Origin of the sequence: Burkholderia sp. 572 (genome assembly GCF_040545135.1) — a bacterium.
GTDB lineage: Bacteria > Pseudomonadota > Gammaproteobacteria > Burkholderiales > Burkholderiaceae > Burkholderia > Burkholderia cepacia.
This window is the reverse complement of the sequence record NZ_JBEPLH010000007.1, coordinates 193716-220226: the sequence shown is the minus strand read 5'-3', so window position 1 is coordinate 220226 and position 26511 is coordinate 193716. Positions and strand designations below refer to the sequence as shown.

At 64.4% G+C, this 26511-nt stretch carries 25 protein-coding genes and 1 pseudogene; 19 read left to right on the top strand and 7 right to left on the bottom strand.

Translation table 11 applies throughout. The features are described from left to right. Positions 1-183 precede the first annotated feature (183 nt). Entirely contained in the window at positions 184-642 is a 459-nt protein-coding gene (locus tag ABIC51_RS15660) for a GNAT family N-acetyltransferase (protein WP_354006543.1), read from the bottom strand. A 244-nt stretch (positions 643-886) separates the two neighbouring features. On the opposite strand from ABIC51_RS15660, the gene ABIC51_RS15655 reads away from it, so the two are divergent. From ABIC51_RS15655 to ABIC51_RS15615, 9 genes and pseudogenes are all read left to right on the top strand, one after another. Beyond that, complete coding sequence (locus ABIC51_RS15655; protein ID WP_354006542.1) at positions 887-1753, top strand: AraC family transcriptional regulator; 867 nt, start codon at positions 887-889, stop codon at positions 1751-1753. 87 nt (positions 1754-1840) lie between these two features. Further along, complete coding sequence (locus ABIC51_RS15650; RefSeq protein ID WP_027790691.1) at positions 1841-2755, top strand: alpha/beta hydrolase; 915 nt, start codon at positions 1841-1843, stop codon at positions 2753-2755. Between the two features lie 734 nt (positions 2756-3489). Then, a complete protein-coding gene (locus ABIC51_RS15645) occupies positions 3490-3864 on the top strand; it encodes a VOC family protein (protein ID WP_060197547.1) in 375 nt (124 codons plus the stop codon). A gap of 127 nt (positions 3865-3991) precedes the next feature. Further along, positions 3992-4219: a hypothetical protein gene (locus ABIC51_RS15640; RefSeq protein ID WP_175852198.1), complete on the top strand. Its 228-nt coding sequence runs from the start codon at positions 3992-3994 to the stop codon at positions 4217-4219. A 151-nt stretch (positions 4220-4370) separates the two neighbouring features. Then, positions 4371-4814, top strand: coding sequence for a hypothetical protein (locus tag ABIC51_RS15635; protein WP_175899286.1), 444 nt, complete (start codon positions 4371-4373; stop codon positions 4812-4814). 108 nt (positions 4815-4922) lie between these two features. After that, positions 4923-5417 carry a GNAT family N-acetyltransferase gene (locus tag ABIC51_RS15630; RefSeq protein ID WP_175899288.1) on the top strand — a complete coding sequence of 165 codons (495 nt, stop codon included), beginning with the start codon at positions 4923-4925 and terminating at the stop codon, positions 5415-5417. Between the two features lie 67 nt (positions 5418-5484). Next, positions 5485-5952: a hypothetical protein gene (locus tag ABIC51_RS15625; protein ID WP_175899290.1), complete on the top strand. Its 468-nt coding sequence runs from the start codon at positions 5485-5487 to the stop codon at positions 5950-5952. A gap of 2 nt (positions 5953-5954) precedes the next feature. Beyond that, positions 5955-6140 (top strand): annotated as a pseudogene (locus ABIC51_RS15620) (hypothetical protein); the annotation flags it as partial. A gap of 104 nt (positions 6141-6244) precedes the next feature. After that, complete coding sequence (locus tag ABIC51_RS15615; protein WP_021156699.1) at positions 6245-6922, top strand: hypothetical protein; 678 nt, start codon at positions 6245-6247, stop codon at positions 6920-6922. Between the two features lie 86 nt (positions 6923-7008). On the opposite strand, the gene ABIC51_RS15610 is transcribed toward ABIC51_RS15615, so the two are convergent. Continuing rightward, entirely contained in the window at positions 7009-7980 is a 972-nt protein-coding gene (locus tag ABIC51_RS15610) for a LysR substrate-binding domain-containing protein (protein ID WP_354006541.1), read from the bottom strand. Positions 7981-8116: 136 nt separating this feature from the next. Between ABIC51_RS15610 and ABIC51_RS15605 the strand changes: the two genes are divergently transcribed. After that, entirely contained in the window at positions 8117-10417 is a 2301-nt protein-coding gene (locus tag ABIC51_RS15605; RefSeq protein WP_027790699.1) for an NADP-dependent malic enzyme, read from the top strand. 74 nt (positions 10418-10491) lie between these two features. Here the strand turns inward: ABIC51_RS15605 and ABIC51_RS15600 are convergent, their stop codons facing one another. Next, positions 10492-11127: a TetR/AcrR family transcriptional regulator gene (locus ABIC51_RS15600; protein ID WP_175899294.1), complete on the bottom strand. Its 636-nt coding sequence runs from the start codon at positions 11125-11127 to the stop codon at positions 10492-10494. A 99-nt stretch (positions 11128-11226) separates the two neighbouring features. On the opposite strand from ABIC51_RS15600, the gene fabF reads away from it, so the two are divergent. Both fabF and ABIC51_RS15590 read left to right on the top strand, forming a co-directional pair. Continuing rightward, positions 11227-12516, top strand: coding sequence for a beta-ketoacyl-ACP synthase II (fabF, locus tag ABIC51_RS15595; protein WP_175899465.1), 1290 nt, complete (start codon positions 11227-11229; stop codon positions 12514-12516). A 709-nt stretch (positions 12517-13225) separates the two neighbouring features. Continuing rightward, positions 13226-14128: a hypothetical protein gene (locus tag ABIC51_RS15590; RefSeq protein WP_060208666.1), complete on the top strand. Its 903-nt coding sequence runs from the start codon at positions 13226-13228 to the stop codon at positions 14126-14128. A gap of 40 nt (positions 14129-14168) precedes the next feature. Here ABIC51_RS15590 and ABIC51_RS15585 read toward each other — a convergent pair whose 3' ends face one another. Beyond that, entirely contained in the window at positions 14169-15863 is a 1695-nt protein-coding gene (locus ABIC51_RS15585) for an NfrA family protein (RefSeq protein ID WP_175899296.1), read from the bottom strand. Then, positions 15860-17818, bottom strand: coding sequence for a glycosyl transferase family protein (locus ABIC51_RS15580; protein ID WP_226128156.1), 1959 nt, complete (start codon positions 17816-17818; stop codon positions 15860-15862). The genes ABIC51_RS15585 and ABIC51_RS15580 overlap by 4 nt, the downstream gene beginning before the upstream one ends. A 964-nt stretch (positions 17819-18782) precedes the next feature. On the opposite strand from ABIC51_RS15580, the gene ABIC51_RS15575 reads away from it, so the two are divergent. The 6 genes from ABIC51_RS15575 to ABIC51_RS15550 all read left to right on the top strand — a co-directional run bounded on the left by ABIC51_RS15575 (position 18783) and on the right by ABIC51_RS15550 (position 24234). Continuing rightward, positions 18783-19088, top strand: coding sequence for a hypothetical protein (locus tag ABIC51_RS15575; RefSeq protein WP_124839421.1), 306 nt, complete (start codon positions 18783-18785; stop codon positions 19086-19088). A 12-nt stretch (positions 19089-19100) separates the two neighbouring features. Next, positions 19101-20744, top strand: a complete 1644-nt coding sequence (locus ABIC51_RS15570; protein ID WP_060312335.1) for a DUF2334 domain-containing protein — start codon at positions 19101-19103, stop codon at positions 20742-20744. A 106-nt stretch (positions 20745-20850) separates the two neighbouring features. Next, positions 20851-21819, top strand: coding sequence for an alpha-amylase family protein (locus ABIC51_RS15565; protein WP_226128155.1), 969 nt, complete (start codon positions 20851-20853; stop codon positions 21817-21819). Between the two features lie 319 nt (positions 21820-22138). After that, positions 22139-23338, top strand: a complete 1200-nt coding sequence (locus ABIC51_RS15560) for an aminotransferase-like domain-containing protein (RefSeq protein WP_226128153.1) — start codon at positions 22139-22141, stop codon at positions 23336-23338. A gap of 12 nt (positions 23339-23350) precedes the next feature. Beyond that, entirely contained in the window at positions 23351-23542 is a 192-nt protein-coding gene (locus tag ABIC51_RS15555; RefSeq protein ID WP_060085652.1) for a hypothetical protein, read from the top strand. 95 nt (positions 23543-23637) lie between these two features. Further along, positions 23638-24234, top strand: a complete 597-nt coding sequence (locus ABIC51_RS15550; protein ID WP_027790710.1) for a pyridoxamine 5'-phosphate oxidase family protein — start codon at positions 23638-23640, stop codon at positions 24232-24234. Positions 24235-24244: 10 nt separating this feature from the next. On the opposite strand, the gene ABIC51_RS15545 is transcribed toward ABIC51_RS15550, so the two are convergent. After that, a complete protein-coding gene (locus ABIC51_RS15545; RefSeq protein WP_060312331.1) occupies positions 24245-24526 on the bottom strand; it encodes a hypothetical protein in 282 nt (93 codons plus the stop codon). Between the two features lie 71 nt (positions 24527-24597). Beyond that, positions 24598-25530: a transcriptional regulator GcvA gene (gene gcvA / locus ABIC51_RS15540; RefSeq protein WP_027790712.1), complete on the bottom strand. Its 933-nt coding sequence runs from the start codon at positions 25528-25530 to the stop codon at positions 24598-24600. Positions 25531-25664: 134 nt separating this feature from the next. Between gcvA and ABIC51_RS15535 the strand changes: the two genes are divergently transcribed. Next, complete coding sequence (locus ABIC51_RS15535) at positions 25665-26369, top strand: SDR family oxidoreductase (RefSeq protein ID WP_027790713.1); 705 nt, start codon at positions 25665-25667, stop codon at positions 26367-26369. Positions 26370-26511 lie beyond the last annotated feature (142 nt).

Below are 26511 nucleotides of genomic sequence, written 5' to 3'. Positions count from 1 at the left end.
AAGCGGCTGAATGGTGATGAATCATATATTGGACCAGCGGCCTGTGGCGCATCGGGAGCCGGTTCGTTCTTGTGTGTGCGGGACGCATGAGCCGATGGCCGGGGCGCCGCTGTATGCGACGCAAACGCCAGGAAAGCCAGCCGGCAATTGATGGACCGGCGACGTGGAGCATGCGGACGGAAGCTACCGCGTCAGGCAATACAACACATCGGGACAACCTTCCTCGTTCCTGCTTCCGTCGTTATATGCAATGGCAACGAACCCATGCCGCTCATAAAACGCGGCAGCATCGCGATTCATCTGGAACGTATAGAGCTGGAGCTTGCCAACCGTTTGAGACTTCACCGATTCCAGGAGGGCGGAACCGATCCCTTGTCGTTTGAATTCGGGGCACACGTACAACTGGTCGAGCCATGCCGCACCGTCAGCGATGACGTGTGCGGCCATGCCGACGATGCGATCGTCGTACATCGCAACGGTCACGTTGCCCGACGGAACAAGTACGTCGGCAATCCAGTCGCGGACGGCCGCTTCGGAGTGCGCGAGCGGCGCGTAGGGTGCGAACGCGTTGCGCGACCGCAGATACACGTCAGCCACCGCCGCGGCATCAGCCGCCGTCGCTCGGCGCAAGATCAAGGGCATGTATCGGTCGCTCCAGAAAATTAATTGCGTGCACAACGATAGCAGCAAGGAGTCGAACCTCCAAGGTCGTGCGGCACGCTGCTGAAACTGTCGACATCGGAAGTCCGGTGCTGCTTGTCGAGTTTGCGCTACAGCGGTGAGATCGGGTTGCCGATTTGCTGCTTCATTCCGACATTCCCGTATCATCCGTCCGGTTCGCCGGGTCCCACGCGCCGGCGATTCCGCACACATGAAAGGACGAGCGATGAAGGTCGAAAGGCGCGGCCACGGTAAAGCGATCGGGCACGGCGACGCGGCGGATCCGAAGCGGGCCGGCATCGCACCCGTCACAAAGAGTACCGACCCGCGCGACTACCAGCATGCACCGGCCATCGCGGCCGTCATGCCGAAAGCATTTCCCGACGGCTTCGTCGTCGCGGAGCATCGGCACACGCGCGCGCAACTCGTCTACACCACGACAGGCATCGCCGAAGTCATCGCCTGCCGGTCGCTGTGGATGATCCCGCCGCACCGCGCACTCTGGATTCCGCCCGACCTGCCGCACGCGATGCGCGCACACGGGCAACTCGAAATGCGCACCGCCTACGTCGACCCGCGAGCCTGCCGATCCGCGTACCCGGATCAGCCGGGCCTGGTCAACGTTTCGCCGCTGCTGCGCGAGTTGATCGTGCGTGCGTCGTCGTTCCCGGTCGAGGTCGATCCCGACGGACGCGACGCGCTCGTCATCCAGCTCATGCTCGCCGAAATCGAGTGGTCTCCCGAGCAACCGTTGCGGCTGCCGTCCGGCCAGGATCGGCGCCTTGCCCGGGTCTGCGACGCGATGCTCGCGAATCCGGCCGATCAGCGAACGCTGACGGAATGGGCCGACGAAGTCGGTGCGTCGAGCCGGACACTGGCCCGGCTGTTCACCGCCGAAACCGGGCTGTCGTTCAGCCAGTGGCGCCAGCAGGCCAGGATTTCGGCCGCGCGCCCGCTGCTGGCCTCGGGGCGCTCCGTGATCGCCGTCGCGGCCGAACTCGGCTACGAAACCACGAGCGCCTTCTCGACCGTGTTTCGCCGGTTTGCAGGCATGACGCCCAGCGCGTACGCGAAACTGTCCGATTCCGCGTAGCAAACGTCCTTCCAGCAAACGCGGAGTGCGGCGCGCTCGCTTATCGTGTCGGTCATCGAATCCACCGACCGAACGAGGCAAGCCGACATGACGCGACACGACATCGAATTCCTGTCCGAAGCCGCCACGCTGCGAGGCTGGTACTACGAACCGGCGCAGCGCATCGCCGGCACGCAAGCGTATCCGGCCATCGTGATGGCGCACGGCTTCTCCGGCGTGAAGGAACAGTATCTGGACCGCTACGCCGAGGTGTTTGCCGCCGGCGGTTTCGGCGTGCTGCTCTACGATCACCGGAATTTCGGCGCGAGCGACGGGTACCCGCGTCAGGAGATCGACCCCGTGCAGCAGAAGCGCGGCTATCGCGATGCGATCAGCTATCTGCTGACGCGCCCGGACGTCGATGCCGCACGCATCGGCATCTGGGGCACCAGCTACAGCGGCGGCCACGTGCTCGAAGTCGCGGCCATCGACCGGCGCGTCAAATGCGTGGTTTCGCAGGTGCCGACGATCAGCGGATATCAGTCGGCGTTGCGCCGCACGCGTTCCGATCTGGTGCCCGCGGCGCTGGCTCGCTTCGATGAAGATCGCCGGCAGCGATTCGCGGGCGGCGTGCCGGCGATGTTGCCGGCAGTCAGCGCGGACCCCGCGACAGCCTGCGCGATGGCGGGCGCGGATGCGTACCGGTTCTTCACCGAGTCGGCGGCGCGGTGTGCGCCGAACTGGAAAAACGAAGTGACGCTGCGCAGCGCCGAGATGTCGCGCGAGAACGAACCGGGCCAGTTTGTCGACCGCATCTCGCCAACCCCGTTGCTGATGATCGTGGCCAACGACGATCTGCTGACGCCGACCGACCTGTGCCTCAAGGCGTGGGAAAACGCGCTGGAGCCGAAGCGCCTGCTCCAGATCAAGGGCGGGCATTTCACGCCGTATCTCGAGCATTTCGACGAAACGAGCCGGGCGGCGGTGGAGTGGTTCACGCTGCATCTGTCCGGCGCGCGCTGACCTGACCGGTTGCAGCGCGTGCGCGCGGTATCCACGGCTTGCGCGAATGGCGATACCGCCAGCTTCGATGGTGCCCGCGTTTGCGGGGAAGGCGGCAAGGCATTCCGAGGCACGACTACATCCGTCGCCCGTCCGAAGCAACACCGGCGAACGGCACGCCGTAATGCCGCACGCGCTCGCGGATGAAGTGTCGCCTCTTGGCCCGCACACGGCGGCGGCCGATGCTTCGTTATATGGAGTAATAGCTGTAATGTGGCCTGAAATTTTCTTTCCGGCGACTCGAGCTAGACTGGTCTCGCCTTGATACCCCCCCAAGGTGTTGTGTGTTCTCGGCTTGGCCCGCGCTTTCAGGTGCGGGCCAATTTTTTCGGGCGGGCGCCCCCGGCCGTTCCGCTCCCGACCCTGCCGGCGGATGCGTCATCGGGCACCCCCGTTTCGCAGTAGCCATTCTTTCCGAACCCTTTCATGGAAGCCTGGCGATCGACAATCGGTCGCAACGTCGTATGCGATCGTCCGCTATTGCCCGGTCATGATGACGTCAGGCAGCTCGGTGTGACCGCTCGATGAGGGGTGAGCGGGATTCTTCTTGTATCTCGCTCGTTGGCCCGACCGTGTCGGGCTTTTTTTGTTCGAGGGCGGGCAGGTGTGCCACCGATCGCTGCATGTGGCAACATCGCGGTGATTTGCACATCAGATCCGGGTGCCGGCAGACCCATCCATCCGAAGGGGGAGTCATGTTTGACCATGTCAAATTCGGCGTGAGCGACTTTGCAGCCAGCAAGACGTTTTTCCTCAGCGCACTTGAACCGCTTGGCGTCGTGGTGGTGGGTGAGGGCGATCCGTCGTACGGCATCGAGATGTCCCCGCCTGGCAAACCATCGTTGTGCCTGTTCCAGACGTCGGAGAGGCCGGCGCATCTTCACATCGCGTTCGTGGCCGACGACCGGCAGCAGGTCGATGCGTTCTATCGCGCGGCGCTGGAGGCGGGCGGGAAGGACAATGGCGCGCCGGGGCTGCGGCCGCATTATCACGCGAACTACTACGCGGCGTTTGTCATCGGGCCGGATGGGCACAATATCGAGGTGGTGTGTCATCAGGCGCAGGGGTGATGCCCTGTCGGGCAGCATGGGGCGGCGAGGCGGCTTGCAAGGTCATGTGCGGATGGACGGCGGTCGACCGATGCCGTCGAATCGATGAGCGAACGCTTGCTTCATGCGAGCAACGGAGCTTTCCGGGATGAGTGACATCGCCATTGACCTGCCTTTTCCCGTCATCGCGATTCTCATGGGGGCCATCTACTGGCCCGTGACGCTTTGCGTCGGCGGTGTCGGGCTGTATGTCGGCGCGACGCGCCTGCGCGGTATCGGGCGCGTTGCGTGCGTCGCCATTGCACTCCTGTTCATCGTTGATGCCGGCGCGGGGATCTATGAGGCTCTCCGGCAGGGCTTGAATGCTTCGCACTAGAGGCGTGTTCGGCGTGCGTGCGTGTACGCGTCTGAGGCGATTGCGGATGGACTACACTCGGCCGAAACTCGCTGCGTCGTGAAATCGACAAGCGGCAAATACGATACGAACACAATCCGGGGCGGGGAGCGCAAGCTTCCTGAAAGAGACGATGCCAATCGGCAAGTTGAAGGCCATGCCGGCGTTTCGCGCCGACGCACCGCTGCAGATCCGTCACGCTATCGCGCTCTTCACGATCGTCTGGCTCATCGAGGCCGGATTCGCCGTCTGGCTCACGATGCTGGGTTTCGACCAGACTGGCGAAGTCCCCGCGGCGAAAGCCGTGCTCATGCGCAAAGGCGCTGCGATGATCGGGATCATCCAGGCCTTCTGGCTTTTGCTGAACGCGAGCCTGATCGTGGGCCTCTGCCAGCGACAAAAGCTGGCGCGTGTGCTGGAACTGGGGCTCACGGTCGTCACGACGATGGCCCTTCTCGTGATGGGGCTCCCTTTCAGGCTGAGCCTGATCGAAGTGGGCTTTCTCGCCAATGCGATCGCGACCGTGCTCATTTACACGGGCCCGTGTACGCGCTGGTTCCAGGCGGCAGCTTCATGAGAGCGTCGTGCCTTCGGCTGACCGGGCGAGTGCCCGCGGTCGAAAATACGGCTTGGCGGGATGACGGCTGTCGAGCCGCGACGTGAAGACGCCACGGAGAAACGGACGATGACTTCGAAAAAAATCCGCAGGGCAACGGCAGACGACGTACCGGTGCTGACCCGGATCCGGAACGACGCGCACGCGAAGAAGCTCACGTACGGCGACCATGCGTGGGGCAAGGAAGGTGACGGATTTTCCGAGCGGTGGGTACGGAGCAACGTTGCTGAAAAGGACGTGTATGTCGTCGAGCTGGACGGCGCGTTGGCCGGAACGTTCTCGCTCGGCTTCGGCGAAGACCGGCATTGGGGGCCCCAGGCGCCGATCGCCGGTTACGTGCACGGGCTTTGCGCGCGGCGAGGCTTCAACGGGCTCGGGCTTGGCGGTTTCATGCTCGACTGGTGCGCTCGCAAGGTGAGCAGCTTGAACCGACATTTTGTCCGGCTCGATTGCGCCGTCGAAAACGTGACGCTCTGCGCTTACTACGAGTCGCTTGGCTTCATTCGTGTGGGGTTGAAATCGGACGGGATTGTCTGGTCGCTGTACGAGAAACCCGCTGTTTAGCGTTCAACTGGAACCTCGGCAAATCCACCTGGATACCTCAACCAACCGCCGTACCCCGAGAACACGCATGCGAGCCGAACTGCGCGACCCCGTCGACCACGACAAGCTTCGACACCTGCTGCCGCTGACAAGAGCCGTGTTTCAACTGCACGAGAACGGACGCGGTTACGTAGCGGAGTTGCAGCAGATTTCCCGATTGCTTGGCGAGGACGTCGATCAAATCGACGTGCTCGGCGCGTTTGGCTCGACGAGTGCCGACGGATTTGCGAAGCGACTGGCAATCGACTGGCATACCGTGCCGACCGATCTGTCGGAACCGGAGCTGCTGGAATTGCTGGATGCCGTATGGGGATCTCGAGGCGACGAGGCGCTTGTCGATTACTGGGTTCGATGTCTGTCGGTCAACACCGGCGATGACCGCATTTCGGACCTGATCTTCTGGCCCGAGGCCTACTTCGGCGCCGGATACGACGGGCGGGAGCTTTCGCCGGCCGAGATGCTGGAGGTTGTTCTCCGCAAGCGGCGCAGCGAATGAAACCGGCGCTGTTCAGCTGGCTCGGCGTGACGATGTATCTCGACGAGGCCGCGAGGCTCGCCGCGCTGGGCTTCAGCCACAGCAACACATGGACGCCGGACGAGTTGAACCGGCGCTATCTCGCGAATCGCGCCGACGGGCTGCACATCGGCGCATCGCCGGGGCGTCTGGTTCTGGCGACGGTCTGACGAACCGGCGCGAAGCGCAGGCCGGCCGCAACCGCCCGTTCGACAGAAGCGGCCGGATCATCGACAATTCGCGGCTATCAAAACATGAGAGAGAGGGCAGGTGCATGCGCAGGGTCGTCAAGTCGCTCGGGGTGATCCTGGGCATTTCCGTCGCCGGCATCGCGGGTGCGCAGGCCGCCCCGAGCGAACCGGCATTCCCGCGTTTCACCCAGGCGGAGGGCCGGCAGGATTCGGACGGGCTTCCGCTGTCCGGCGTGAAACTCTGCGTGCTCCCCGATCGTGCGCCGTGCTTCGAGATGCCGCCCGAGCCGGTTCCCCATTCGTCGAAGGAGCTTTACCAGTTCGGACTGATGCCGCGGTCCGAGCGGCTGCCGATTGCGTCGGGCGGCTCGTGGGTGTTCTTCTCGGGGATGTTCTCGGGCGGTGGCAGCGGGATGCTGGAGCGCGTGGCGATATTGCGTTATGGCGCGAACGGCAAGATCGAGAACCTGATGCCGGAAGTCACCCAGACGGAGACGGCCGATCGCGCGATGTGGAAGGTGCCGGACGTGTCGCCCTATCCGGTGTTCGTTCGGGCGGACTTCGTGTGGGCCGACGACGAGGATCATTTCGGCAAGCACTTTTTCGTCGTCGACGCGTGGACGTTCGATCCCGCCATCGGGCAGTACAGGAAGCGGTTTTCCTACCGCACCGCGAAGCGTTATGACCGCGGCGAGGGCTCGGATCATGTGTTGAGCGCCGAGCGTGCGGACATTCTGCGTCACCTCGCCGCCAGCAAGTAGCGCGCTGCCGGTGCGGCGCGCCTCCGCCGCCACGCGCGTGGGTTGCCGGCGGGGGCAAACCGCCGTTCAGGCGGCCGCCCGCAGCCTCATCGCTGCGCTGCCCCGTAAGTCTCCCTGCATACCTCGCGCAACGCGTCGACCAGGAGATCCCGCGCCGGCGAGCGCGAATCGGCGGCGCGGGTAAAGAGCGCGATGGGCGGAAGCGTCCAGACCAGCGAGTACGGCACGATCGCCACGCCGGCGATCCGCACCAGTTCTTCCGCGATGTCGGCGGGCACGATCGATACGGCCTCGTCGCTCGACGCGATCATCTCGCCGATCAGCTTGGACGAGTAGCTTTCGACGATCGGAACGGGCGGCGGGATGCCGGCCGACAGGAACAGGTCGGTGACCTGTTCCCGCATCGGTGTATGCGGGGCGCCGAGAATCCAGTCGAGCGCGTGCAGCTTGTGCCAGTCCAGCGCGGTGCGGGCCAGTTTCGCGGCAAGACGCCGGCTCGCGATCATGCGCGGCTGCTGCTGGTACAGCACTTCGAAGGAAACCTGCCCCAGGTCGATCGCCGACGACGCCCGCCCGATCACGATGTCGACGCTGTGGTCCTTGAGCTGCAGCAGGAGCTGATCGCTGGTGCCTTCGTGAATCGTCACGGTCAGGCGCCGTTCCATGCGCGCCTGCAACCGCTTCAGCGCCGCCGACAGCATCTGCCCGGAAATGAACGGAATCACGCCGATGTGCAGGTGGGCCGCATGCCCGGCGGCGACGGCCTCCATTTCTCGGGCGAGGTGGTCGAGATCCTTGATCATCGCCTTCGCCCGCTCGAGCACGACCGCGCCGAGCGCGGTAGGCTGCATGCCGCGCGACGAGCGCTCGAAGAGCGGCGTGCCGAACATGCTCTCCAGCTCGGACAGCGCGTTCGTCACGGCCGGCTGGCTGCTGGCCATGTGCTCCGCGACGCGCGTCAGCGACCCGTGCTGCTGGATCTGCAGCAACAGCACCAGGTGCCGGATCTTCAGGCGCGCGCCCAGCCGCCTGACCACGTCGTTCGCGTCAAAAGTCATTGACTGATCACGTATTCATCATGAAAAAGTGATGGAGCGATATTAAAACAGAATCATCACCTTATGGCGGATCCCTAGAATCACCTTCATGGATCGCGCCGGGACTGGCCTGGCGCCCGTGCCCGGATCGAAAAACATGAAACAGACTGAGACACAGCAGCAGGCAGCGTTCGACTATCACGAATTTCCGACCCCGGGAAAGATCTCGGTCGTCGCCAGCAAGCCGCTCGTGACGCAGCGCGATCTCGCGCTGGCATACACGCCGGGCGTGGCGGGCGTGTGCGAGGCCATCGCCGCCGATCCGCTGCAGGCGCACCGCTTCACCAGCCGCGGCAACCTGGTCGGCGTGATCACGAACGGCACGGCCGTGCTGGGTCTCGGCAACATCGGCCCGCTCGCGTCCAAGCCGGTCATGGAAGGCAAGGCCGTGCTCTTCAAGAAGTTCGCGGGGATCGACGTCTTCGACATCGAGATCAACGAAACCGATCCGGACAAGCTGGTCGACATCATCGCGGGCCTCGAGCCCACCTTCGGCGGCATCAACCTCGAGGACATCAAGGCGCCCGAATGCTTCACGGTCGAGCAGAAGCTGCGCGAGCGCATGAAGATCCCGGTCTTCCATGACGATCAGCACGGCACCGCCATCACCGTGTCCGCCGCGTTCATCAACGGGCTGAAGGTCGTCGGGAAGTCGATTTCGGAAGTGAAGGTCGTGACGTCGGGCGCAGGGGCCGCCGCGCTGGCCTGCCTGGACCTGCTGGTCGACCTCGGGCTGCCGGTCGAAAACGTCTGGGTGACCGATATCGAAGGCGTCGTCTATCGCGGGCGCACCGCGCTGATGGACCCGGCGAAGTCGCGCTTTGCGCAGGAAACCGATGCGCGCAAGCTGGCCGACGTCATCGGCGGCGCGGACGTGTTCCTGGGCCTGTCGGTCGGCGGCATCCTGAGTGCCGAGATGCTGAAGGAGATGGCGCCGCGCCCGCTGATTCTGGCGCTGGCCAATCCCACGCCGGAAATCTTCCCGGAACTGGCGCACGCGACGCGCGACGACGTCGTCATCGCGACGGGGCGCTCGGACTACCCGAACCAGGTCAACAACGTCCTCTGTTTCCCGTACATCTTCCGCGGCGCGCTGGACGTGGGCGCGACGACGATCACCCGCGAAATGGAGATCGCCGCGGTGCACGCGATCGCGGGGCTGGCCGAGGAGGAGCAGAACGAAGTCGTCGCGGCGGCTTATGGCGCGTACGACGTGGCGTTCGGCGCGCAATACCTGATTCCGAAGCCGTTCGACCCGCGCCTGATCGTCCGTATCGCGCCGGCCGTGGCGAAGGCGGCGATGGAAGGCGGCGTGGCGAAGCGCCCGCTGACGGATCTCGACGCGTATGTCGAGCAACTGCAGCAATTCGTCTACCACTCCGGCGCGTTCATGAAGCCGCTGTTCGCGACGGCGCGCCGGTTGGTGCGTGACGGCGGCAAGGCACGGATCGTCTTCACCGAAGGTGAGGACGAACGCGTGCTCCGCGCGGTGCAGGTGATCGTCGACGAGAAGCTGGCGCGTCCGATCCTGGTCGGGCGCCCGGAAGTGCTGCTGGCGCGCATCGAGCGGTTCGGCTTGCGGATCCGGCTCGGCCAGGATGTCGAGGTGACGAACCCCGAGTACGACGAGCGGTTCCCGCAGTACTGGACGACGTATTGGGAGCTGCGCTGCCGGGACGGCATCTCGAAGGAAATGGCGCGGGTCGAGATGCGGCGCCGCCTGACGCTGATCGGCGCGATGATGGTGCGGCTCGGCGATGCGGACGGGATGATTTGCGGCACGGTCGGCGAATATCACAACCACCTGCGGTTCGTCGACGAGGTGATCGGCAGGAAGCCGGGTGCGTCCACGTACGCGGCGATGAACATCCTGTTGCTCGATCAGCGGACGGTCGCGCTGGTGGACACGCACGTCAACGACAATCCCGATGCCGAACAGATCGCGGAATTCACGATTGCCGCGGCTCGTCAGATGGAATGGCTGAACCTCACGCCGAAGGCGGCGTTGCTGTCGCGGTCGAACTTCGGGTCGGGGAGTGCGGCGTCGGGCGTGAAGATGCGCCGGGCGCTGGAGATCATCCGGGAGCAGGCGCCCGATATCGAGGCGGACGGCGAGATGCATGGCGACTGTGCGCTCGACGAGGGCTTGCGGTCGAGGCTGCTGCCGATGTCGCCGCTGAAGGGGGCGGCGAACCTGCTCGTGTGCCCGAACGTGGACGCGGGGAATATCGCTTACAACCTGCTCAAGACGGAGGCGGGCAGCAATGTGGCGGTGGGACCGTTCCTGCTGGGCGTCAACGCGCCGGTGAATATTCTGACGTCCAGTGCGACGGTGCGGCGGATCGTGAACATGACGGCGTTGACGGTGATCGAGGCGAACCGGAACGCGTCCGTTTGAGCGGAAACCGGAAGGGGGCGAGTTCACCGGACAGGGTGTGGTTCGGGGGGATTCGCCCCTTCGCCGATGGCTTTCTAGTCGTGCCCGTCGACGTTGACTTCATCGAGGCCCCATGTGGCCGCAAGATGATCGCGCAAGGTCGCGAGAATCTCGTCCGATAGCGCCGGCAATCCCCGCGCGGTGGCTCGGGCGAGGATCAACCCGCCCACCATTGTCGACAGCATCGAAATTGCGCGAACCCGGTCCTCGGGTTCGATCTGCGCAGCCTCGGTGCCATCGGGCCTCCGCTGCGCGAATAGCGTCATGTAGCGCCCGATGCCTTGGGCGAAAGCGTCCGAGATCGCACCCGTTTCGCGTGCCGCGTCTGCCGCGAGCGCGGCCACCGGGCAGCCTTGGCCGATGCTGTCGCGATGCTGCGGCGACAAGTAATTCGCGATTCCAGTTCGAAGGAACCCGTCGGCGTCGGTGTTCGCGTTGGCATCCGGTGTCTCCAGCTCGGAGAGTTTCCACTCGAACGCGTATTCCGCGGCCTCGGCCGCCAGCGCGTCCTTCGATTCGAAGTGCCGGTACAGCCCGCCGTGGGTGAGCCCGGCCTCGCGTGTGATGTCGGCCACCCCCACGCCGGTGAAACCGCGCTCGCGGTACAGCCGGGCCGCGGCCTGCAGGATGGCCAGGCGGTTTTCGGCCACCTGCGTTTTCGAGACTTTCATGAAGATCCTTTCGTGCGCATGGCATTGCGTGTTGATGACAATCATACTCAATACTGTATGATGTCGATCATCATCAATAGATCGACCAGGACAGAATCCATGCACATCACGCCCACTGCGAACCGCCGAATCGTCGTCACCGGCATGGGAATGGTCTCGCCGCTGGGTTGCGGAGTCGAGCTGGTGTGGCAGCGGCTGCTGGCCGGCCAGTCAGGCTTGCGCCTGCTGCCGGATGCGATGACGGCGGACATCGCGGCCCGCGTGGGCGGTGTGGTGCCCGATGTGCACGAGGATGCGTGCGGCGGCTTCGACATCGACCGCTTCGTGTCGACCAAGGACCAGCGCAAGATTGACCGCTTCATCGCCTTCGCGCTCGCCGCCGCGCAAGAGGCACTCGCGCAGGCGCAATGGGCGCCGGCCGACGAAGCGTCCCGGCAGCGCACAGCCACGGTCATCGCGTCGGGCATCGGTGGATTTCCGGCGATCGCGGGCGCGGTGCGGACGACCGAGATGCGCGGACCGAAGCGTCTGTCGCCATTCACGATTCCCTCGTTCCTCGTCAACCTTGCCGCGGGCCACGTGTCGATCAGGCACGGCCTGAAGGGGCCAATGGGCGCCCCGGTGACGGCTTGTGCCGCGAGCATCCAGGCCATCGGCGACGCGGCGCGGCTGATCCGCTGCGGCGAGGCCGACATCGCGGTGTGCGGTGGCGCCGAGGCCGCAATCGATCGCGTCAGCCTGGGCGCCTTCGCCGCAGCGAAGACCTTGTCCACCGGCTTCAATGACACGCCAACCCGCGCATCGCGGCCCTTCGACCGGACTCGCGACGGTTTCGTGATGGGCGAAGGCGCCGGCATGCTGGTGATCGAATCGCTCGAGCACGCGCTGGCGCGCGGCGCCGCCCCGCTGGTCGAACTCATTGGGTATGGCACCAGCGCCGACGCGTTTCACATTACCTCCGGCCCCGAAGACGGCAGCGGCGCGCGACGCTCGATGCAGGCGGCGCTGACGCAGGCCGGCCTGACCGCGTCCGACCTGCAGCATCTCAACGCTCACGCGACCTCGACGCCGGTCGGCGACCTGGGCGAATTGGCCGCGGTGCGCGACCTGTTCGGCGTCGACGTCCCGCTCGCCATCACCTCTACCAAGTCGGCGACGGGCCACTTGCTGGGCGCGGCCGGTGGCGTAGCGGCGATCTTCACCGCCCTGGCCTTGCGCGATCAGGTCGTCCCGATGACGCTGAACCTCGAACAGCCGGACGCACTCGCCGAGGGCCTGGACATCGTGCACGATGCGCCGCGGCACATGCCGATCGTTCATGCGATGGCCAACGGTTTCGGCTTCGGCGGCGTGAACGCCAGCCTCGTCTTCAAGCGTTGGGGAGCTTGATGTCGCCCGCGTCTGCGAAGCCTGCCGGGTGCCAATGGCCCGGTCGGCTCCTCGATCGGCGATCGATTCACGGTCAAACGCTCAGCGGACGCGTGAAGTCCGGGCCATTCGGCGAAACCCTTCGGTACACGGTCTGATCGGAATATTCAATTGAGCTTCTGCTCTCGGCATCGGCGAATGTGCCGGCGTACGTCGGCTTCGGGTCGATCACGGCCCGTGATGGCGTGACGGCGAAGCAATCTCAGGCCTGATCCGACGCTGGCCGAGAGATCAGGGTTTTGACTTACTCGCCTGATCTGACTCTGGCGACGGACGTTCCGACGCGACCCTGGCGAGCGGCTCCCTTCACGCTGCCGTGCTTGTCAGTCGAAATCCGTTGCTGCCGGCTTGGGATGTCCGCAATCGTTTGCAAGCAACCACCCGGACATCGGCTTTACCCTTGGACGCCTCTGCCGCGTCTCCGCACCCCGCGCCGATTTAATCAGTATTTCGTAACAATCGCCCGTCGCGACACCTCGGAGCCCTCGTATTCGATACCAATCCTAACGAAGTTTTAGGGCCCGCTACTTCGCGTATCATCCGATAATTAGCTTTTATTTTCGTCTAAAATCGCGCTTCCTCTTACTTTATAACGGAAAGCGTTTTGAAAGGACTGACGAAAAATCTCTCGCGCACGGCCATCGCCGCATGCGTCGCTTATGCCGGGCTCATGCCTTTATCCCGGCCCGCCGAAGCCCAGGTCGAACCTCTGAAGAATCCCGTCTACGGTGTGACCCTCGACGACCTGACCAAACTGGACGCCATCGTCGCGTCGCTGCAGAACCTGCCGTACAAGCCCACCGTGCGTGTCGTGTTCGATCCGGGTACGTCGGCCGCCGACTACTACGCGCCTCTGCTGCGCCTGCACGCAGTCGCGTACGTGATGGGCGAAGTCTACGATTCCTACTATTTCCCGACGGACCTCACCACGTACAAGGCAAGAACGCAGGAACTGGTGTCGCAGCTGAAGAACACCGTCGACGTCTGGGAGATCGCGAACGAAATCAACGGCGAATGGCTGCGTAACAACCCGAGCGGCACGAATTCCGTGGTCAACTCGCAAGAGCAGCAGATCGGCCAGATGGTTGCGGCGGCCAACCAGATCGTCAAATCGAACGGCGGCAAGACGGCCATCACGCTGTACTACAACGACGACAGCAAGGGCAACAACTGCTGGGAGAAGCCGCAGGATTACTGGAAGACGTGGCCGACCGCGTTCCTGTCCTCGACGGTCCGCCAGCAGGCCGACTACGCGTTGTTCAGCTACTACCCGTATCAGGATTGCCCGGGGCTGAACCCGACGTGGAAGAACGATTTCGCGGCGCTGGAAAGCATCTTCCCGAACGCGAAGGTCGGCTTCGGCGAAATCGGCACCTCGGATATCTCCGCGCCCGCATCGGTTCAGCAGAACCTGATCAAGACCTACTACCCGATGGTCAACAGCATGACCGATCCGCGTTTCATCGGCGGATTCTTCTGGTGGAACTACGCCGAGCAAATGCTCCCGTATTCGACGAGCTCGTACTTCCAGCTGTTGCGTCAGACGATCATCACGCTCAAGGCGCCCAACTAAGCGAAAAGCGCCATCCAGGAGCAAGCGTCAGCGTCGTTGGTTAGAACCACAATGTCGCGCGTACCACGAGACCACGTGCGCGTGCCGCTGACGTCAATCCGAACCGGTATTGCACCGTGACATCCAGATAGCTTGCCGGCGCGCTGTACCGCCCTTCGCGAAACCAGTACCGCAACTGGATGCCGGGCCCGGCGCCGATCGCCGTCTTTTCCGGCTGTCGATTGTCGTGATCGCCGGCCACCGCGGCGTGCGGGTAGATGGTCAGCCGATCGCTGATCATCGGCAAACGCCAGGTGTGCCCGTAACGCAACTCCGAATAAATGATGTATCGACCCGCGCTGATGAAGTACGCGCCCTCGACATACGCCTGCCAGCTGCGCCAGCTCGGTTCGGTCACCCGCAGGTCGGTCCCGGCCTCCGACGAATAACCCACGCGCATCAGCCAGTCCGTCATCGACAGGCTGCCGACGTGGAACAGCCGCTCGGCGGTCAGCACGACGTTCTGGTCGGGCAGCGGCTTGTAGCGCGCGCCCACCGAACCCTGCACGGTCGGCATGCCGGTCACGTTGCCCGTCCCGTCGTAGGCCGTGCCGTATCCACGCACGAAGAACTGGAAGATGCGGCCGTTCTGATAGCCGATCTTCGGCGGCTGCCAATACGCTTCGATACCCGGCTGCAACACGCTGATCGTGCCTTGCGGGCCGAACGCGGCCGACTGGTACGGCGCGCTCAGCACGAACCCCCAGGTGCGCTGAAGCTGCTCGACTTCCCGTCGATAGCCGAACTTGTGCTGCGCATCGAATTTGTGTTCGTTCTCGTCGGCGTCGAGGCTGTGCTCGAACAGGTCGATGGACTCGTCGTTCAATCCGATCCGCTTGGCGGCATAACCCGCGTCCGCGTAGTTCATCGCGTTGCCGGCGCCGCCGGCGAAGCCCTCCTGGAATGCGTCGAGTGCCTCGCGATCCTTGTGATCACGCAAGAGGTCATAGGCTTCCTGCAACTTCTGTTGCGCGGTATTGTCCACCGGCGCCTGGTCGGGCTGGTCTGCCTGCCGCGCCTGCGCCGCGATCGACGCGGCCATGTTGCGCTCGCCTTCGGTCGTCGCATCGCCGGCCGCGAGGTCCGCCATCCGGATCGCGGTGTCGCGGTCGCCCGCCTGCTGGCTCAACTGCGCGATGCGCAACTGCACCACGGCCGATTTTTCATCGGCGAGCGGTGCCAGCGCGATGCCGGCTTCATGCGGACGATTCGCCGCGAGCGCGCTGTCCGACCAGGCGAGACGCAGGTTGCGCTGCTGGTCCTTGCTCCATTTCCCGGTTGCGACGGCGGCCGAGAAATCGCTGCAGGCGACGTCGTAGTGCATCTGCCGCTGCGCCAGGTAGCCATGCTGCGCACGCACCGCCGCACTCTTCGGAAAACGAACCATCAGCGATTCCACCAATGCGTCCGCTTCGTCGACCTTTCCTTCCCGCCTGTATACGTCGACGAGCAGCAGCCCGAGCTGTTCGCTACCGGGCTGAATCCTGATGGCGCGCGACGCATACACTTCCGCGAGGGGCAGGTCGCCGACATTGATCGCCTTGTAGGCGCTGTCGGCGAGCCGGTAGGCTTTGGGCGTCAGCGGCTGCGCGGCGGAGGCCGGCGCGTGCCACGCCAGCGACACGGCGATCGCCAGTGCGCTCAACCGTGCGCAGCGCTTGAGGCCGGCCGCGATCGGGGGTTTCGAATGCTTCATGCCTGTTCTCCCGACGGTTTCGTCACGAGGGCGCCTTGCTGCGCCGCCGGGTCGCCGTCGCGTACGCGGGCGAGTTCGACGAAGCGCGAGTGCCGGGAGAGTTCGGCGGCAATCTCCGCATCGCAGGCGATGAAGTAGGCCACGTTCGATCGGGCGCCGCGCCGCACGACGTCCTGTTCGTCCGGCGTGAGCGGTCGCCCGACCGCGACGTTCAACGTGCCGTCTTCCGCGGTCGAAAACGGGACGGCGTGGTATGCGTACTGGAGCTCGAATGCCAGCGAATCCGCGAAGTGGCCTACCGCGACGTTGCCGAGGCTCACCCGGGGCAGTTCGGCTTGCTCGGCGATCGCATCCGCGAGCGATTCGGCGGATATCGCGCAGCCTTCGACCAGCAGTTCACCGAGCCGTTTGCCGCAGGTCAGCTGCTTATCGAGGCTCGCCTGCAATTGCTCCAGCGTGACCACGCCCCAGCCGACCAGGATCTCGCCGACTTTCATGCGTGCTTTCCCGAGCGCTTCGTTCGACAGGTAGGTATGGCTGGTCTTGTCCCAGGCGATGGGCTTGCCGGTCACCAGGTGGCCGATATAGATGCGCCACGCGCGGCAAACCGCGTAGAAATTGATCAGGTTGTTGACGAACATCCGCGGGATCGACAGCAGCCCCTGGGTCGGGCCGTTCAGCTTGCTGACGAAATGGAAACGCTGCCCGGCCCGCGCGAACAGCATGGCGGTGTTGATCCACAGCAGCGGCGCGACCCAGTGGCTCGCCATGACGAGCGGGGCGCCGACGGGGATGACATGGATGGATCGCTGAAGTGCGCCGAGCAACAGGAAGTTGATCAGCACGCCATAGGCAATGACCGAAAACAGCGAGGTCACGATGCCCTTGCGATCGTGGAAGAACATGTATCGGGTGAGAAGATTGCCTTTCCAGCCGAGTTGCTCCCAGCCCTGAAAGGCGATGCCGAGGATCCAGCGCGTGCGCTGACGGTACGCGGTACGAAATGTTTTCGGAAAATACTCGCGCGTGGCCAGCAGGTTGCGATCGGCGACGCCACCCGTTGCGCGTTTTTCCACTGCATCGCGCGTGATGCCCGTCAATGGAATGCATGCAAAGGTTTCCTTCATCCCCAGGTCTCTCAACCGGAAGCTGAAGTCGTAATCCTCGGTCAGCGAACTGGTGTTGAACGGCGCGCCGTTGCGTTCCTTCATCGCCGCTTCGATCGAGCGCCTGCTGTAGCACGATGCAACGCCCGCGCCCGGGACGATGCCGGTCAGGCGGGCCCGAACCGGCACGTCCTTCTGGTGTGTTTCGCTGAAGTCGTCCAGGTAGCATCCGGCGACGAACTCGTTCCATTTTCGCGGCAAGGACAGCACGGGAAGCTGGACCAGGTCGCTATCCGCGACCGCGTGGTTGAGATACTTGAGTTCGACCGGATGAATGACGTCCTCGCAGTCGTGCATGACGACGCCCGCGAATTGAATTCGGTGGACCGCTTCGTAGCGCAGGATCGCTTCGACGATCCAGTTCAGGCAGTCTGCCTTGCAGGTCGGCCCGTCGTTCATGACGGTCGCGCGCGTGACCCTGCCCGGGTACCGGCGGACCATGCGTTCGACCTCGGCCGTGGTTTCGGCATCGTTGTGATAGGTGCCGACGAATATCACGTATCGCTCGTACTCGAGGGTCGCCAAGGTGTTTTCGATCATCTTGGCGATCACGTCGTATTCCTTCCAGGCCGGTACCATCAGCGCCAGATGCCGTTCTTCCAGCGCGCGCAGCATGCCGATATCGATCGTTTGCGATTTTTCACGACGCAGGATGCGCCGGATTTCAAACGACCAGTAACAGGCATCCAGCGTGAGGTCATCCAGTGTGCTTACCAGGATGACAATTGCGGTCACAATGGCGACAAGGTTAAGTGCGTATAAGTACGCACTCCAAATCATGTTATCCATCATTTTTTCCGCGCTTTTATCTTGTATTTGATTATTTCCCCTCGTATCGACGAAAGACGAAAGTTCACCGTCCTCGCCGGCCCCGTCACGTCCACTCCGTGGCTTGCGCCGCGCGAATTCCCGCCGCTCGAAAAAGCCGGCAGCACGCGAGCTTTCTCGATGTGGTCACGTTGCATCGCGAACGATGCAACGTGTTCAGTGGATGACTTTTTGACAGCCCGTTTCCCACTTGCCTGCCTGCCTCCGTCCCTGCATTCCTGATCGCCTGCCGCCGCTCTCCACCCGACGCTTGCGCAGTGCCCCCGCGCACCGACTCCGCAGCACACAGCTCATGTAGCAAGTCGTGCGCCATCGCTGCGCGACCCTTGACGTTACGTGCATCGCAGGGGGCCGCACGGGATTGGCCTGCCGAATCCGAGCCAAATGTTTCAGTGCTGAAACACGCCGTCGATCGACCGGATGACACATCGTTTTCCGACCCTCTGCCGGGCTCCGATCGTCACTTTCGGGAAATCGCCACACGATTCCGGCGGTGACCAGCCGGATAAACCGGCGTCGAACCGGAAAGCCGGCGCTTCAGTCGTCATTGCACATGCATGTCACCGGAGGAAATTTTCGCGTTGCGCTCAGAGAAGCTCGGCGATTGACTGGTTTTCCCTGAATCGTACGAACAGGGTTCGCGCGTTTGTCCGATTAAATTCATGACACCGCCGCGTTGCATGCCTGAAACGTTTTATCGGCCCAATTTTCGAGTGGCGTCGATGCATGAATTTCACTCCCTTGGCGCATGCCCATTTGCGACCGATGGTACGGATCTAGCTTGAAAGTAAAGCCATCTCCTCCCGGATTTATTTGTCTGGTTTCAATTGCGCAGCAAAAATTAACGACATGGCGCCCCGATTCCGGAGGGTGATTCTCCATGCTCGTCTCGCGAGCGAGATGAACTTATTTTGCATATCAAAGGATGAAAATCATGCCTTCGCATCGCAATGAATCTTTTCGAAACGGGTTGAGCATCGCCGGATCACTCGTCGCATTGATCACCACGTTCGCCGTCGCCGTCGGCGTTCAGGATGCGAATGCGCAGGCGACAGGCAACGCTTCCGTCATGAACATCAAGCCGCCTCCGCTGCCGAACGGCTCGGCCCAGGTCAACGTGAAAGCAGGGATGTCCGACGAGGATTGGGAGAAGGCATACAAGGAAACGGGGCGCCCGAAGTTCAGCAAGAATTCCGTCAAGAAACTCAACGGCAATGTGCAACGTGACTAGGGAGAAACGGCCATGAAAAAGATCTTGCTCGTCATCGCCCTGCTAGCGGGGCTCGCGCAAATGACATTGCCGGGCACCGCGCACGCGCAGGCCACCACAGCCCATACGCTCGTGCTGTACGACAACCCGGCCAACAACCCGTATTCGAAGCTCGGCCTGATGTACAGCATCATGCTGAGAAACCTGCTTGGCCATTTCAATGCGACGATCGATCTGGTTCCGATCCAGAACTACACGTCCGGCATGGTCGGGAGCCACGACGTCACGTTCTATATCGGCGACTACTACAACAACCCGATTCCGACGGCGTTCATGAGCGACGTGATGACCACCAAGAAGACGGTGGTCTGGTTCAAGTACAACTTGTGGCAACTGGCCTGGAACACGGCCTTCACGTTCAATCAGACCTTCGGGTTCAGCTTCGTGGGCCTCGCGGGGATGAACGCGACGCCGTCGGCGAGCAATCCGAATCCGGGCTTCTACGATACGGTCACGTACAAGAACCTGTCGATGGTCAAGTACTACGCCTATAACGCGTCGACGGGCGTCATCAGCGCGGATCCGGACATTGGATTGACCCAGGTCGTCGATTCCACCAAGGCGCAGGCGCTCGTCACCATCAAGAACAGCCAGAGCGGGGCAACCGCGCCGTACATCATGCGCTCGGGCAACTTCTGGTACTTCGCGGACATGCCGTTTTCCTACATCGGCCCGACGGATCGCTACCTGGTGATCTGCGACATCCTGCACGACATCCTGCAGACCAATGCACCGGTGAATCACCGTGCGCTCGTCCGTCTGGAAGACCTCGACGCGTATACGACGACGAGTTCGATGCAGCAGCTGACGAATTACATGTACTCGAAGCACATTCCGTTCACGATGGCAACCATCCCGTTGTATACGGACCCGAACGGCTATTACAACGGCGGCGTGCCGGAGACGATCCATCTGGCGCAGGCAACCGGCCTCAAGAGGGCACTGAACTACGCGCTCGCGCGCGGCGGCTCGATCGTGATGCACGGTTATACGCACCAGTACGATTCGACGCCGAACCTGCTGAATGCAGTCAGCGGCAGCGACTACGAGTTCTGGTACGCGGTACAGAACCGGCCGGTTGATGAGGACTCCATCCCGTGGGCGGAAGGCAGGATGGCCGACGGCCTGCTCGAGTTCACGCTCAACGGCTACAAGATCGTCGGCTGGGCCGCGCCGCAGTACCAGATGTCGCCGGCCGCGTCGTCGGCGACAGCCCTCACGTTCCCGACCACGTTCCAGCGGGCCGTGTACTACACGTCGACCAAGCCGCAACTCGGAACGGGTGCCGCCAACCAGGACTTTTCGGCCGGACAGTTTTTCCCGTACATCATCAACGCCGATTACTACGGGCAGCGGATCGTTCCGGAGAACCTGGGCAGCGTGCAGTACAACATCTGCAATATCGACCCGTTCTCGTGCATCACGTACACGTGGCAGCAAATCGTGACCAATGCCCAGTATGGCCTGGCGGTACGCGACGGTTTCGCGTCGTTCTTCTTCCATCCGTACTGGCTTGAACCGGATCTCGGATTGCCGGCGCTCCAGGACTTCCAGAGCATGATTACCGGCATTACGAATCTCGGCTACAAGTGGGTGGACGGCACGACGGCCAAGTGACGCAGGCGGAACGACAGCCCCGTGCGACCCGCATCGGCAAGGCGGGTCGCACGTTTGCGTTCGATCGGCTACGATGACGCGCAGGCATGCTTCCGGAGAGCCAGCGATGACCCCATACGCGATCCCGGCCTGGCGCAGGATTCAACGGCGTATGGGCCGGCTTCGGCTCGCCGCGCGACCGGGCCCGCTTTCAGTCGCGCCGCGTTCGCCCCGGGCGGCGACGCTCGCGGCGATCGGCGCATCGCTCGTCGTGGCCGCCTGCAGCTGGACCGCGCACGACGTGCACGCGGACGGCATCGTCTGGCAGGTGGACAACTCGACGACGAATCCGGTCGGCAACTGGCAGATGCTCGGCATTCACGATCTGCTGATTCAATGGACCGTCGTCGACGATACCGCGTTCATCGCCAGCACCTCGATCCAGCCTGCCGCGCACCTTCCCGACTGGGAGCGCATCGGTCGTGAGCCGTGGGCCAGGAACGTCATCCTGGGGCTGGCCGGCTACCAGGACGAAAAACGGGCGCGCACCCATCTGTCGACGCTCGCCGACCAGTCGCTGGAAGTGGCGCGCGCACCGGTTCCGCTGCATGTCACCGGCTACTACTTCCCGGTCGAGATCGATCCGACCTGGCAGGACGCGCCAAAGCTCGCCGCCTTCCTGCAACGGCTGCCGCGGCCGCTCTGGGTGAGCGTGTACGACCAGACCAACATCGGCGGAAAGGCGCTCGCGGACTGGCTCGCGGCGTGGCTGCCCGCGGACGTCGGCGTGTTCTTCCAGGACGGCTGCGGTGTCTATGCCCGCGAGCCGTATGTCGCGCGCGCCTACCTCGACGAACTGGTTGCAAAGTTGGGAAAAAAACGCGTGCGGGTCATCGCCGAGGCGTTCAGGCCTGCCGAGCGGGGCGGATTCCGTTCGGCCAGCGCCGACGAGCTGGGCAAGCAACTGCTGGCGTATCGCGGTTATCCGGTCTACCTGTTCGATGGTCCGCACTATGTGTCGGACGACCTCACGCGCACGCTCTCGACGTGGAAGCCCAAGCCGCCGCCGGCCGTGCCGGTGGGCACGGCGCACTGATTCGGCCCGGTTCCGGCGAACCCGGGGGCAAGGGAGCGGGCGGCGAAACAATCGGGCGGATTGGCTTTCCGGCGGCAACGCGTGCCCGGCACCCGGTGCCGGCACGCCGGCGTACGGGGCCGACCGTCGATTTGCTGCTCCCGCCCCACGCCCCATTTGATGACCAAACCGCAAGACCTAGTGCATAGATATCGTTTGCCGCAGCCTTAATGACTATCGACAATCGTGGCTCGATTTCGCCGCCGTGGCGCCAGAAGCGCCGCGGTGGCCGGTACCTGGCGGCTATCCCGGCCGTCCGCACCATCCAGCTCACGACGACATGTACGCGTTCACCCCTTCATTCCAGAATCCCGCCGGCTCGCCGATCCGCGAACTGTTCAAGTACCTGTCCGAACCGGGCATGATTTCCTTCGCGGGCGGCTATCCGGCCAGCGACCTGTTCGACGTCGACGGCCTGAACGCGGCCGCCGGGCGCGCGTATGCGCAGCCGGTGCGCTGCCTGCAATACGGCCCGACCGATGGCCTCGCCGAACTGAAGCAGCAGCTGATCGCGTTGATGGCGCGTCGCGGTGTGGCGTGCACGGCGGCAGAACTGCTCGTCACGACCGGTTCGCAGCAGGGGCTCGACCTGTTGCTGCGCGTGATGGTGTCGCCCGGCGACGTCGTGCTGACCGAACAGCCGGCCTATCCGGCGACGCTGCAGGCGATGCGTCTGCAGCAGGCGCGCATCGTGACGATTCCGGTCGACGGCGCGGGGCTCGACGTCGATCGTCTCGGCGAACAGCTTTCATCCGGCGCGATCGCGCAGCCGAAGCTGCTCTACACGGTCCCGACCTTCGCGAACCCGACGGGCGCGACGCTCACGCGCGAACGACGGCTGAAGCTGCTGCGTCTCGCGGTGCAATACCGCTTCCTGATCGTCGAGGACGATCCGTACGGCGACCTGCGTTTCGCGGGCGAAGCCGTGCCGTCGATGCTTGCGCTGGCCGACGAAGTGGACGGCGCACGCGACTGGATCGTGCATTTCGCGAGCCTGTCGAAGATCGTCGCGCCGGGGCTGCGCGTGGGCTGGACGATCGCGCCGGCCGAGATCGCGCGCCGCTGCGTGATCGCGAAGCAGACGGTCGACCTGTGCAGCACGCCGTGGACGCAGGCCACCGCCGCCGAATATCTGGCCGACGGCGCGCTCGAACGCCATCTGCCGCGCATCACGGCCGCGTACCAGCGCAAATGCGATGCGATGTGCGACGCATTGCGCGACGGCCTCGGCGATGCGATCGAATTTCATCGTCCCGAAGGCGGGATGTTCGTGTGGGCGCGGATCGGCGCGGTGTCGTCGGACGTGCTGCTGCAACAGGCGATCGCGAACAAGATCGTGTTCGTGCCGGGCAAGGCGTTCTTCGCGGACAACGTCGATGCGGCATCGCTGCGCCTGTCGTTCGCCGCGCCGGACGTCGATGCGATCCGGGAAGGCGTCGCGCGCCTCGTGCGCGCGTATGGAGCGGCGCTCACCGCGTGAGGAGACAACAACGTGAATATCACCGTCAACGACACCGTATCGATGGGCGCAGCACCGGGCGCGGGCGATAACCGGCCCGTGGCGCACCGCTCGTCGCAGATCAGCGCAGGGCCGCAGTATGTGGCCGACGTGCTCGGCCGCTTCGGCGCACAGCCGGCGGACGACATCGGCGACGCGGCGCCGGTCGTGCTCGGCTACAACTGAGCCGCACGGCGACGGCCGGCGTGCGGCACGCGTGCCGGCGCCGCCGCAAGCGGTTAAGCTTGCGCGACCGCAACACGCACGATCGCCGCTTCGCCATGTCCGACTCAACTTCCGAATCGCTCGCGCAAACGTACGAGCGCCTCTGGTCCTGCCTCGAATCCGGCGTGAGCGCGCAGCGTTCGCCGTTCACGATGCTGCAGGCCGCGACACTCGGTATCGACGGCGCGCCGAAGGTACGCACGATCGTGTTGCGTCAGGCGAGCCGTGCCGATCGTGTGCTGTCGTTTCATACCGACGCGCGCTCGGAGAAGGTCGCGGAGCTGCGCCGCGATCCGCGCATCGCGCTCGTCGCCAGCGATCTCGATGCGCTCGTGCAGATTCGCGCGGAGGGCGTTGCATCGATCTGCGACGACGAAGCGCAACGCCGCGCGATCTGGCAATCGAGCCGCCCGCATACGCTGCTGCTGTATCGCGCACCGTTGCCGCCGGGTACGCCGGTCGAGTCGCCTGAGGCCGCGCATGTGTCGGCGAGCCCGCGCGCCAATCCCGACGACGACGGTTACGAGAACTTCTGCCTGCTTCACGTGAGCGTGACGCGCATCGACTGGCTCGAACTCGCGCGCGCCGGCCATCGCCGCGCGGTGTTCGACCTGCATGAAGGCGGCTACGAAGGCCGGTGGGTCGCGCCCTGAGCCGGACTGCTCACGCGCCGCTTTCGACGTGACGGGCCAATGCCGCGGCGAGGTACTGCTCCCCGTCATCGATCGACCCGACGATCGCGGGCGCGATGACTTCTCCCCAGAACGGCAGACGCCACTGCGGATCGGGGTGATGCCCCAGGACGACGGCCCGATACAGGCCATCGGGCCGTTGCGCAATCAGCGTGACCAGATGCCGATCGGCGAGATGCGTTTCGGCAACGGGTTGCTCGCCGGGCATCAGCACGCCCGTCCAGATGCCGCCGTATCTTTCTTCCCATCCCATCGGATCATCTCCTCGCGGCATATCGCCCGTTGCGGGGTTGGCCGCCGGCTGCCCGGAATCGCACACGGCGCCTAAGCGCTGCTTCCCGCGCCGCGGCTACCGGGCGAGTCGGGCGGCCGCCCGTCCGACGCCGCCTGCGCGGTCATCCACTCGCGCATCACGACGATGGCGTCGTCATCGCGCCGTTCGGCCGGATACACGAGATAGAACCCCATCGACAGCGGAAACGCGAAATCGAACGGCTTGCACAGCCGGCCGGCGGCGATGTCGCGCTCGACGAGCGGATCGGTGGCGAGCGCGATACCCTGGCCAGCGACGGCCGCATCGATCGCGAGCGACGTCTGGTTGAAGCGCAGCCCCTTGTGCGGATCGAGGTCGACGGGCTCCGGCATCGCGGCGAGGAACTCGGGCCACAGGTCGTGCGCGTCGTGCAGCAGCACGTGGCTTGCAAGCGCGCGCGGCGACGCCGGCGCGGCCAGCAGCGCGGGGCTGCACACGGCACACACGTCGAGCGGGAACAGCGCATGCGTGGCGAGATGCTTGCCGAACGGCGGCTTGCCGTAACGGATCGCGAGATCGACGCCGTCGTGGCGGAACGTCGCGATCTGCGGGTCGGCGATCACGCGCACGTCGTAGTCGGGATGTGCGTCGGTGAACTGCGCGAGCCGCGGGATCAGCCACTTCGACGCGAACGACGGCGTCGTGCTGATGGTCAGCGCGGCGCGCCGCTTCACGAGCTTGTCGGTCGCGTCGGCGATCGCGTGCAGCGCGCGCTGGACGTCGGAGAAATACGCGGCGCCGTCGTGCGTCAGCGCGAGGCCGCGCGGCAGGCGTTCGAACAGCTTCAGGCCGAGCACGTCCTCGAGGTGGCGCACCTGCTGCGCGACGGCGCCCTGCGTGACGCCGATCTCGTCGGCGGCGGCGCGGAAATTGAGGTGCCGCGCGGACACTTCGAACGCGCGGAGCGCATTCAGCGGCGGCAGGCGGGAGGGGCGAGGCGGCATCGTCGGGCTGTAGAAAAACTATCGGCTGGAGGCAGAAATACTGGTTCGACAGTGGGTATCGATGCGCCTACATTACCACCATGGCGCACCGAACGGCGGTTGCGCGGCGGCAGGATTCGAATGAGGAGCAGATCGTGACTGTAGAAAAAGTGGCGTTGATCACGGCGGCGGGCAAAGGCATGGGCGCGGCGATCGCGCGCGAACTGGCGGCGACGGGCTATCGCGTCGCGCTGATGTCGCCGTCGGGCAGCGCGGTGGCGCTCGGCGAGGAACTGGGCGGGTTCGGCATCCAGGGTTCGGTGACGGAAGAAGCCGACATCGACCGGCTCGTGCAGGAAACGCTCGCGCGCTACGGCCGCATCGATGCGGTCGTGAACAACACCGGGCACCCGCCGAAGGGCGAGCTGCTGGCGATCACCGACGACAACTGGCATGCAGGGCTCGACCTGATCCTGCTGAACGTGGTGCGCGTGATGCGCCGTGTGACGCCGGTCTTCCAGAAGCAGGGCGGCGGCGCGGTGGTCAACATCTCGAGCTTCGCGGCGGACGCGCCCGAGCAGCCGATGCCCGTTTCGTCGGCACTGCGCGCGGCGCTGAGCGCATGGACGCGTCTTTACGCGGAACGTTACGCGGCCGAGCACATCCGGATGAACGCGGTGCTGCCGGGCTTCATCGACAGCTGGCCGGAAACGCCGGAGATCGTCGCACGCATCCCGGCCGGCCGCTTCGGCAAGACCGGCGAGATCGCGAAGACGGTCGCGTTCCTGCTGTCCGACGGCGCGGGCTACATCACCGGGCAGAACATTCGCGTCGACGGCGCGATCGTCAAGGCGCTCTGAGCGTCGCGCGGGCGAGCGGCCGTGCCGCTCGCCGCGCCGCCGCTACAAACGCGTACAAATCAGACAAATCCGGGATACATCAGACCTTTCAAATGGGCGACGCCGCGTGAGCCGGGCGCGCCGGATTGAAAGCGAAGGCGCG